Origin of the sequence: Candidatus Caldatribacterium sp., assembly GCA_014359405.1 — a bacterium.
Classification (GTDB): Bacteria; Atribacterota; Atribacteria; order Atribacterales; family Caldatribacteriaceae; genus Caldatribacterium; species Caldatribacterium oleiphilum.
On record JACIZN010000040.1, the window covers coordinates 1 to 10,600 of the forward strand.

Sequence of the window (10,600 nt, forward strand, 5' to 3'; positions counted from 1 at the left end):
GATGCAAATAAGCTCTTTGGGTACTCAGCGCAGCAGACCCTTGACATCGCCCAGCGCCTCTACGAGCACTACAAGCTCATTACTTACCCCCGTACCGATTCTCGTTACCTTTCGGAGGACCTCCTCGGGCAGGTGGAGAAGAGCATCGCCATGCTCTCTCGCTGTGGCTTTGGGGAATTTACGAAGGGCCTTTCTCCAAGGGAGGCACTGAAGGATAAACGGGTTTTTGACCGAAGTAAAGTTACTGACCACCACGCCATCATCCCCACGGGTGAAGAAATTCGCTGGGAAGCGCTGAGAGAGAGCGAGAGAAAGGTTATGGACCTCGTGGTACGTCGTTTCCTCGCTGTTTTCTACCCTCCAGCTTCCTGGATGCACCGGGCGATTACGACTGAGGTTTCGGGAGAAAAATTCGTGAGCAAGGCTAAGATTCTTGTTGAGGCGGGATGGCGGGTCCTCTATCCCCGAGAGGAAGAAGAGTTCCTTCCCGTTGTTCCTCGGGGAGAAATGGTGGATGTGGCGGAGGTTTGGAGCGAGGAGAAGGAGACGAAGGCTCCCCCAAGGTACACCGAGGCGACGCTCCTTGCGGCTATGGAGGGAGCGGGGCGCTTCGTAGAGGACGAGGAACTCCGGGAAGTTCTCAAGGAAAGCGGCATTGGAACACCGGCTACCCGAGCAGCCATTATTGAACGTCTCATTGAAGTTGGGTACGTGGAACGCGAAGGAAAGACCCTCATTCCCACCTCTAAGGGCATGGAACTCATCCGCCTTGTGGAGAGCATTCCCATACCGGAGCTTGCCTCCCCACAGCTCACCGGAGAGTGGGAGAAGAAACTCAACCTCATTGAGAGAGGACAGTTCACTCGAGAACTCTTCATGGAGGACATAAAAAAGCTCACGCGTGAAATAGTGGAGAAGGTAAAGGCCCAGGCCTCTGAGGATGTTCGAGGGGCCAAAAGCCGGATGATGGGTTTGGGAGAGCCTGTCGGAATGTGTCCCCTCTGTGGAGCTCCGGTGTACGAGAACAAGAAGGCTTTCAACTGTTCCCGCTGGAGAGAGGGATGTCCCTTTACGGTATGGAAGGTCATCTCGGGAAAGAAGATTTCCCGTCAGCAGGTGCAGAAACTTCTGGCAACCGGGAAGACAGGCAAAATTTCGGGTTTCCGTTCTCGGAAGGGGAAGAAGTTCTCCGCTACGCTTGTGCTCTCCGAAGAAGGAAAGGTGGAGTTCTCCTTTTCGGGTACTGTTTCGAAGGTCCGGGGGAGTAAAGGTGATAGCGAGGAGAACGGAGATTGAGTATAATTAGCGTGGTATGGAAGAGCTGAAAGACCAGGGCGAGGTAAAAGAATGCTTTCGAATTCTGGGAATGCGACCTCTTTCGGGAAGTGTCACCGTTGGAGGATCGAAAAACGCAGCTTTGCCCATTCTTGCCGCTGCGCTTTTGAGTGAGGAGCCCTCGGTTATCCACAATGCCCCGGATCTTCTGGATGTACAGACGATGGTCATGGTCCTTGAGAGCCTGGGGGCAAAAGTCGAGCGAGTTGGGCGACATTCGTACCGTATCTTCCCCGCAGCCCTTTCAGGATTCGAACCACCGTATGAGCTCATCAGGAAGATGAGGGCTTCCTTTCTCGTCACAGGGCCTCTCATTTCCCGCCTTGGAAGGGCTCAGGTTCCGCTCCCTGGAGGATGTGCCATTGGTTCTCGACCGATTGATCTCCACCTCAAGGGATTCGCCCACCTTGGGGTTCACGTTTCCATGCGTTCCGGGTACGTTGAGGCTTGGGCGGAAAAGCTCCACGGTGGCGAAGTGTACTTTGACTTTCCAAGCGTCGGTGCGACAGAAAACGTCATGATGCTTGCGGCAACCATTGAGGATGAGACCATTATTGCCAATGCTGCTCGGGAACCAGAGGTTGTGGATCTCGCACGCTTTCTCACCCTTATGGGGGCTTCCGTAGAGGGGGCAGGAACCGATACCATTGTTGTGCGGGGGCGGAGAGACCTTAAAGGATGCGAGCACACCATCATGAACGACCGTATAGAAGCAGGTACGTTCTGTGTGGCCGCCGCCATCACTCGGGGTGATGTGGTGGTGCAGGGGGTTGAGACGTCGCTCCTTCGGTCCGTGCTCACGAAGCTTGAGGAAATTGGTGCAGGGGTTGAGAAAGTGGCCGAGGATGCGGTTCGCGTGACCATGTCTGGTAGGCCAAAGCCGGCAAACATTAAGACTATGCCCTATCCCGGTTTTCCAACGGATATGCAGGCTCAGTTCATGTCTTTGCTCTGCCTTGCCGATGGAGTAAGCGTCATAACTGAGACTGTTTTTGAGAGTCGCTTTGCCCACGTGGGGGAGCTTGAGCGGATGGGGGCAAAGGTTCAGGTTGAAGGACGAAGTGCCGTAGTCGTGGGAGTGGAGAAGCTCACCGGAGCCCAGGTTACGGCCACAGACCTTCGGGCAGGTGCAGCCCTTGTCCTTGCGGGTCTTGCCGCAGAAGGTGCGACTGAGGTGTACAGTGTACACCACATCGACCGAGGGTATGAGGACCTTGAGGTGAAGCTTCGGTCTCTTGGGGCATCTATTGAGCGGGTACGCGGGTAGTGGGAGGAATTCACATGTGGAACAAACGATTGGGCATTGACCTTGGGACGGCGACAACCCTCATTTACCTCCACGGACGTGGAATTGTGCTCAACGAGCCTTCGGTGGTGGCAATCGCTAAGGACTCGAATCAGATTCTCGCCGTTGGAAAAGAAGCCTGGGAGATGATTGGAAAAACTCCTGAGCACATTGTAGCCCACCGTCCGCTGCGAGATGGCGTCATCAGCAACTACGAAATTACTCGAAAAATGCTCACCTATTTCATTCAGCGGGTGTGTGGGAGAAGCCTTTTCAAGCCCGATGTGGTTATTTGCGTGCCCTCTGGGGGAACAGAGGTCGAGAAACGGGCTGTTCTTGAAGCGGCGTACCATGCAGGGGCTCGAAGGGCCTATCTCATTGAAGAGCCAATGGCGGCTGCCCTGGGGGCTGGCCTTGATATTACCGAACCTTCAGGGAGTATGGTCATCGATATTGGTGGAGGCACAACAGACATTGCGGTACTCTCCCTTGGTGGCATTGTGGTGAGTCAATCTGTACGAGTAGCAGGGGACAAAATGGACGAAGCCATCATGCGTCACCTCCGCAAGAAGTTCAACCTCCTTGTCGGTGAGAAGACCGCAGAAGTAATCAAAATCGAAATTGGTTGGGCTGTTCCTCCTCCGGAGGATAAAGCGATTCGGGTCAAGGGGAGGGATCTCGTCTCGGGGCTTCCAAAGGAAATTCTCCTCACCGCTTCTGAGGTGTACAAGTGTCTCACCGAGCCCCTTGCGTCCATTGTGGAAGCAGCGCGAATGGTTCTTGAGCATACGCCCCCAGAACTTGCTGCCGATATCGGCGAGAAGGGAATTTGCCTGACGGGTGGAGGATCACTCCTGCGGGGCATCGATGAAATGCTCTCGAAAGCCCTGGGGACCCCGGTCTATGTTGCCGATGATCCCATATCCTGCGTAGCTCTTGGAGCGGGGAAGGTTCTTGACTATTTGAAGTTCCTCCGAAATGGTTTCCTCTACACTAAAGGGAGGAATGCGTAACTTTTGTGGTGGCGTAAGGCCGTCCTTCTTTTTGGGGTAGTGAGTCTTTTCCTTTTCCTCTCTCCCTGGGTCCTGGGTGGAGAAATCCCCTATTTCCCTTTTTCTGCGCTTCGCAAAGGCATGAAGGCGGTGGGAAAAACCGTCCTCTACGGAACTCAGGTGGAAGAGTTCTCCCTGGAAATCATCGACGTGGTTCGGGCAAAAGACATCACCGACAGCTACTTTGTGGTTCTTGTAACCGACGAAAAAATCCGAAGCCTCGGGGGCATTCTTGCGGGGATGAGCGGGAGTCCTGTTTACGTCCGGGGGCGAGTTGCGGGAGCTCTTTCCCACAGCTTCGAAACCCAGGACCACCTGGTGGGGGTGGTAACACCGATTGAGGCCATGCTCAAGATGTGGGAAGAGGAGGAAATCCTTGCTCCTCTTGAAGGGAAAGAGAAATCCGTGGTTTTTTGCTTTGGGTTTGGTCGGAGGGCGTGGGAGCGCCTGTGTCAAAAGTTTGGCAAAAAGTACGATCTCAGAAGGATTCTGTCCTTTCCTCAACTCTTCTCTGGTGAAGGAAAGGAAAAGGGCGTTTCTCTTGAGCCAGGGAGTGCAATTGGTGTGCAGCTTGTCACTGGCGATGCTGAGGTGGTGAGCATTGGCACTTTGACCCTTCGGGAAGGGGATCGTTTCCTCGCCTTAGGACATCCTTTCCTCCACCGGGGGAGAGCCCAGTACTTTCTTTCTTCCGTGTACGTGAACTTCAGCCTCAAGGGCAACGAGTTCCCCTTCAAGGTTGGCACGCCTCTTGAGATTGTGGGTACGGTGGAGGAGGATCGGGGCGTAGGCATAGCGGGGCGATTTGGTGTTTTTCCCGAAACCACGGAGGTCATGGTCCAGGTGAAAGAGGGGGTTACGAAGCGAGAGTTCCGCTTCTCGGTGGTGCGGGAAGAGGATATTCTTGTGGATTTCCTACCTGAGCTTGTGCTTGATGCCATTGACCGAACCATCGACCGTCAATCCCCAGGAAGTGTGGACGTGAAGTTCCGACTTGAAGGCGATGGAACGCTTGTGGAAGAGGAATTCTTCTGGGTGAGTGAACCGGATATTGCTACCTTTACCGCGGGTACCCTTCAGAAAATCTTTGAGTCGCTCCTTAAAAACCCGTACCGTCCCCTTGGGGTTCAGAGAGTAGAGATCGGCATTGAGGTGTTCCCTGAGATGCAACGGGGGTGGATTGTTTCCTGCGAGTTCCCAAGAATTGTAAGGCGAGGCGAAAGGGTCGAAGGGAAGGTCACCATTTTTCTGTACCGTCAGGGAATACGGGATGTCTCTTTGAGCTTTACCCTTCCACCTGATTTTGTCCCTGGTGAGGCAGAGGTTACGGTGCGAGGGAAGGGTGGTGGAGGGGAGGAAACAGAGGGGAGCTCTTTTGCTCCGAGTTTTGAGGAGTACGTTGAAGAGAAGCTCGATACCTTCCGCAGCGACGGCGTCAACCTTGAAGTCGGGGCTCGAAGCGATTTCTCCCAGAAGAATGCCTACCTCAAGACCCATGTGTTCCTTCCCTTTGTCCTTGAGGGAAGTGCCTCGACGAAAGTATGGGTGAATTGAGAAAGAGAAGAATTTTCTGGAGTCTTGGGATAGCTTTTGTACTCTTCCTCTCCCTTCTTTGGGGAGGAAGGTACTTCGTGCAAAAGGTTATGGAGGAATTGAAAACCCGTTACGGTCTTACCGTTGCCGCACGGAAGGTTACCCCACTTTTTCTGGGGTTTTCACTTGAAGGGGTTTCCATTCAAGGCAGGGGATTCTTGCTCCGGGCACCGTATCTTCTTGCCCGCCTGAGCTGGACAAAAGGGGTTTCTCTTACTGTTGTGGACGGAGAGTTTTCCTTCTCCGAGTTCCCCTCTTTTTTCTCCTTTGAGTCCCTCCCTCCCTTCTCCCTCAGGGTACAGAGGGGTCGTTTCGTGGGAATGCGTGACCTCGTGTGGGATGGATGGTTTGAAAAAAGCGGAGCACATTTCTCCTTCGGTGTAGCTTCCTCCTTTTTCTCTCTCCGGGGGAACATTCAGGGGGATACGGTCTCCTTTTCGGGAATGTACCGTGCCTCGCCTTTCCGGGGGATGTTCTCACTGCGGGACGGGAGTTTCTCCGGGGACTTTGGGGGAATGCACTGCAGTGGAGTCTTCTCCCGCACGGGAAAAGCCTTTCGAATTTCCCCGTTTCTCGTCGAGGGAAGAGGGGTGCGATTTTCCGGGGAGTGCGCTTTCGGTGAGGACGCGTTGCTTTCCCTTTCAGGAGTGGTCCATGCCCTTGGGATGGAATTTCCCCTTGCGCTTTCGGGACATCTTGCCCTTCCTACCTTTGAAGGGGATTTCCAAAGCGGGGAGCTTTCAGGACATCTCGTGGTGGACCTCAATGCCCTTTCCTTTCTCCTTGCTCTGCACCCTCGCTCGAGGTGGCAGGGAATCCACGTTTCTGGAAAGCTTGAGGGCTTCTTCCGGAACAACGTTACGGTGAAGTTCACCGATTTTTCGGTGGATGTACCCGAGCAGGACATTTCTTTTACTCTTGAGGGAGAACTCAAGGGAGCGGGGGAGACACTTCAGGGAGAGATGGAGCTCCGGAGGCTTCGGGGGAGAATCGGTGATTGGGAGTTCGAAGGGGAAGAGTTTCGGGCGCATCTTAACGGTAAGGGGGTTGCATTTTCCGGCGAAGGAGTGTTCCTCGGTGGACGGGTGACAGTATCCGGTGAGTACAAGGAGGGGAAGCTCCGTGTCTTTGGAAAAGTTTTCGATATCCCCCTTGAGGAGATTATGGGAAGGGAAGACGTACCGCTCTCAGGTGCCTTTTCCGGGAGTTTTGCCCTCGAAAGGGAAGGGGAAGGCTTCAAGCTCTCTCTCTCCTTGGCTGACGGGCACCTCTGCGTGCAGGGGATAGATTTCGGACGTATTGCTTCCGGAGAAGTCATGCTTACGAGAGGTACTGTTTCCCTTCGCAATCTCTGCCTTGTCCAGGGAGAGGGAAAGTTTTTGGGAAGCCTGACGCGGGATTCTTCAGGGGTCAGGGGGGAGGGTGTTTTTGAAAATTACCCCCTTCATTCCCTTTGGGAGGGAAAGGAGGTTCGGCTCCTCCTCCAGGGGAAGGTTGCCTTCGATTGGGGCAAGGAACGCTCTGTATCTTTTTCCCTCTCTGCACCTTTCTGGACCTTTGGGCCCTTTGGGGGTCGGGATCTCTCTCTGGTGGGCACGATGAAGGGGGAAGAAGTGGAGCTTGAACGCCTTTCCCTTTTCTGGGACGGAGGATTCCTCAACGCCTGGGGGGATCTCGTGCTTGGGAAAAGAGTTGACCTCCAGGGGGAAGTCCAGAATCTCCGCATCCCGGAGAATGACTTTCGCGTGAGCGGGGTGGTTGCGAAAGCCCGCCTTCTGCTCTCTGGTTCCTGGGAGGATGCGCACTGGGAGTTTGAGGGAGAGGGCTCTTCGCTCCGAATGGAAAGGGAGCCTTTGGGAGAGCGAGTTACTCTGAGACTCTCTGGGAGAATTTCCCTGGAACGCCTCCTTGAAGGTCGAGCTTCCCTCCCTGAGGTGCTCAACCCGGAAATCCTCGAAGAAGGGATCATTGAGGTCTTTGGGGTCAACCTGAGACTCTTTGGGGGAGAATTCTTCTCGAAGGTGCTGGGAACCTTTGATATGCGTTTTACCCTTGACACGGAGAAAAAGCTGTGGCGCTTTTTTTCGGGCGCGATTACCTTCTCTTTTCCCCCGTACGGAAACTTCGCCGGAGAAGTTCACGGAACGTACGACGGAAAGAGTTTCGTGGTGGAAGGCATGGAACTTGAAGGAGATAACGGGGTACGTCTCTCGGGAAGAGGGATAGTGGATACCAGGACAGAGAGCCTGGACATTCGCATTCTGGGGGAAGCCCAATCCACCCTTTCTTTCGAGGGGTTTAGGGTCAGCCTTGAGGGAAAGGGAGAGTTTCATGTCTTTGGAAAATGGGCATCCCCAACTCAAGAAGGATCGTTCTGCGTGCAGAGGGTAGAGGTATCAGGCCAGGACAGAACCTATCTCCTCCTTGAGAATCTCAGTGGAAAGCTTTCCGGAGGGGTTCTGCGATTTTCCGGTTCCCAGGGGGCTTTTCTTGGAGGACGACTGACGAGGATAGAAGGTGAGATCACCCCCGAGGGTCTTGCCGTTTCTGGGGACCTTGATGGAGAAGGGGCATTCCCAGGGCTTGAAGGGATTTTTCAGGGACGCTGGAGCGGACGATTTGCACTTTCTGGAAAGGATGGACAGTACACCTTTGAAGGGGATATCGGTATTGCCAAGGCTTCTGTAAACGTCCAAAAGGGCCGTTCTCAGGGTGTTCCAGATCTCTCCCTTCTGGAAGGGTTTTGGACGAGGTTTCCCGTTTCGGTGAAACTCCGCTTTACTCTTCAAGATACTCTCTCTGTGGAGACCGATTTTCTACGCCTTGTGCTCTCTGGGGGTATGACTCTCTACTCCGAAAAAGGTGAGTTCTCCCTCGAGGGGCGGTTCGACGTCGTTGAGGGAACGTACGATCTGGTGGCCTGTACCATTCCCCTTGAGGGGTACATTTCCTTTACCCATTTCGGAGGGTGCATGCCGCAGCTTCGTCTTGAAGGACGGAAAAGCGTTAGGGGGTACGATGTTCGGGTGCGCATCGATGGCCCTCTCTCGGGGTATACGATTGATTTTTCCTCGGAGCCTCCTCTCTCGAAAGAAGAAATACTCTCGCTCCTTTTTTTGGGTGACAAGGATGCGTACGCGGACCTTGACCGGGTGAACCTTTCGCCGGTCCTTGCAAAGGTTGCCCGGTTCTTCCTGAAGGGGAACTTCGCCTTGCGGGCGGAGCCTTTCTTTGACGCGGTGACCTTCGATCCTGAAGATTTTTCCCGGGTTACCCTCGAAAAAAGGCTTGGTAAGAACGTGACTATCGGGTATACTCAGAACTTGGACGGAGGGTCGTCCTTTGAGGTGGACGTGGATTTCAACAAAGAGTGGTCCTTCGAATTTGAGCGGAAGGAGAGCGGAGAAACGGAGTGGATGCTTCAGTTCACCACGAAGTTTTGAGCTTGAAAGGGGGAGAATTTTGTGGTTGCCCAGTCCCGGTGGCTCCTTTTAGTGGCGACGATCCTTGTAGGGATAGCCTTTCTTAGGGTATGCGCCTTCGGTCAAGAAGTTGCCCTTCCTGTTGTGGCTATCCGAGTCGAAGGGAACGAACACGTCAATACCCAGCTCATACTTTCGGCTGTTTCTCTGGGGCTTAAGGAGCCCTTCAACCCCCAGAAAGTCGAACAGGATATCAAGAGCATTTTTGACCTTGGGTACTTCTCCAAGGTTTGGGCAGAGACAAAGCGGTACCCTGACGGTATCGAGGTCATCTACAAGGTGGAGGAGTTGCCGGTTATTCAGGATATCGACATTCAGGGCAACACGGTACTCTCCACAGAAGAGATACGCCAGGCTATGATTGTTGCCCCGGGGCAGGTCATGAACTGGCAGATTTTCCAGCGGGACCTTGAACGCATCAAGGCGCTCTACAGCAACAGGGGTTTCCTCATGACGGCGGCGGAGAACATCCGTTTCGACGAAAAAGGAGTGCTCCACTTCACCGTTCGGGAGGGGGTTATAGAGCGGGTTGAATTCGAGGGCCTGCAAAAAACAAAGGAGTACGTCCTCCGCCGAGAGCTCACCTTTACTCCCCCGGTGGTCTTTGATTTTGCCAAGATCAAGGAGAGCATGAGGGCTATATACAATCTGGGCTTTTTCGAGGACATCACCATGAAGCTTGAGCCTGGAAGCGATCGGGACCACGTGGTTGTAAGGGTAAAAGTGGTGGAGAAAGCAACGGGTGAAGCCGGGATTGGCGTTGGGTACAATAGTGAAAAGGGTTGGCTGGGCTTTGTCCGGTACCAGGAATCGAACTTCGGCGGGAATGCCCAAAAGCTCGAGCTCAGGTACGAATTCGGTGCCAGGACACTTTACCGGATTTCCTTCGAAGAACCCTGGCTTTTCGGCGAACCCATCTTCTTTGGAGTTGCACTGTACGACAAGGTGGAGAAAAAGAAGAACTGGGTAGACCAGGAAGTCGTGGGGGAGTACGAGGAGGAACGCTTGGGAGGTCAAATTGCGCTGGGTGGACGTTTCGGAAAAGACTGGCAGTGGCGCGTGCAGTACAAATCCGAAGATATCACCATTATCCCTCTTGAGGGAGAACCACCTCAAGGGGATGGAAAAACGAACTCTCTCACCCCAACCGTTATCTACGATACCCGTGACGATGTTTTCAATCCCCACGAGGGCTGGTACTGCGCACTCCAGGTCGAGTTTGCGGGAGGTTTCTTAGGAGGTGATTACGACTACACGAAGTACGTTTTGGACGCACGGAACTACATCAGTGCCGGTGAAAATGCCGTCCTGGCTCTGAGGCTCCTTGGAGGTATTGCAGATCGGGAACTTCCGAGCTTTGAGAAGTTCTCGGTGGGTGGTGTCAGTACCCTTCGGGGGTATGACCTCTACGAGTTCCAGGGTGATAAGATGCTTGTGGCAAACCTCGAGTACCGTTTTGAGGTGGCCAAAAACACTCAGGTCGTGGTTTTTGGAGATGCGGGATACGCCTGGGACCTGCGTGAGCCTATTGATCTTGGGGATGTGAAAATCGGTTACGGTGTGGGACTGAGGTTCGATACACCCATTGGACCCATTCGCCTCGACTACGGTATTGGGGAATTGGGAACCCAGACATACGTGAGTATTGGACAGACATTTTAGTGGAGAGGAGAGGACTTATGAGGAGAATTCTGATCTGTGTTCTTGCTGCAGCTTTACTCATTACCTTTGCTGGTGCCCTTTCTTTTGCCCAAACCAAGAAGGGTTCGTCTCCGACGCCATCGCCAATGGCCATTGGTATAGTGGACATCAACAAGGTTTTCGATGCCCATCCGAACACGGCAAAGATCACC

At 53.8% G+C, this 10,600-nt stretch carries 5 protein-coding genes and 2 pseudogenes (1 of these 7 cut by a window edge); all 7 read left to right on the top strand.

Annotated elements, in window-relative coordinates:
- On the top strand, window positions 1-1,296 hold a 1,296-nt coding region (locus H5U36_04545), incomplete at its 5' end, for a topoisomerase C-terminal repeat-containing protein (protein MBC7217426.1).
- Window positions 1,297-1,312: 16 nt separating this feature from the next.
- Window positions 1,313-2,602 (top strand): UDP-N-acetylglucosamine 1-carboxyvinyltransferase, encoded by a 1,290-nt coding sequence (gene murA / locus H5U36_04550; protein ID MBC7217427.1) that lies wholly within the window; start codon window positions 1,313-1,315, stop codon window positions 2,600-2,602.
- Between the two features lie 14 nt (window positions 2,603-2,616).
- Window positions 2,617-3,633 (top strand): rod shape-determining protein, encoded by a 1,017-nt coding sequence (locus tag H5U36_04555; GenBank protein ID MBC7217428.1) that lies wholly within the window; start codon window positions 2,617-2,619, stop codon window positions 3,631-3,633.
- 3 nt (window positions 3,634-3,636) lie between these two features.
- Window positions 3,637-5,226, top strand: a complete 1,590-nt coding sequence (locus tag H5U36_04560; protein MBC7217429.1) for a hypothetical protein — start codon at window positions 3,637-3,639, stop codon at window positions 5,224-5,226.
- Window positions 5,227-7,442: 2,216 nt separating this feature from the next.
- Entirely contained in the window at window positions 7,443-8,708 is a 1,266-nt protein-coding gene (locus H5U36_04565; GenBank protein ID MBC7217430.1) for a translocation/assembly module TamB domain-containing protein, read from the top strand.
- Between the two features lie 114 nt (window positions 8,709-8,822).
- Window positions 8,823-10,409: pseudogene (locus H5U36_04570) on the top strand (BamA/TamA family outer membrane protein).
- Between the two features lie 17 nt (window positions 10,410-10,426).
- Window positions 10,427-10,600, top strand: a pseudogene (locus tag H5U36_04575) (OmpH family outer membrane protein); it runs 383 nt beyond the window's last position.

Bases quoted from the DNA above. Each gene is read 5' to 3' on its own strand.
- murA (MBC7217427.1), top strand. From the start codon at position 1,313: ATGGAAGAGCTGAAAGACCAGGGCGAGGTAAAAGAATGCTTTCGAATT.
- H5U36_04555 (MBC7217428.1), top strand. From the start codon at position 2,617: ATGTGGAACAAACGATTGGGCATTGACCTTGGGACGGCGACAACCCTC.
- H5U36_04565 (MBC7217430.1), top strand. From the start codon at position 7,443: ATGGAACTTGAAGGAGATAACGGGGTACGTCTCTCGGGAAGAGGGATA.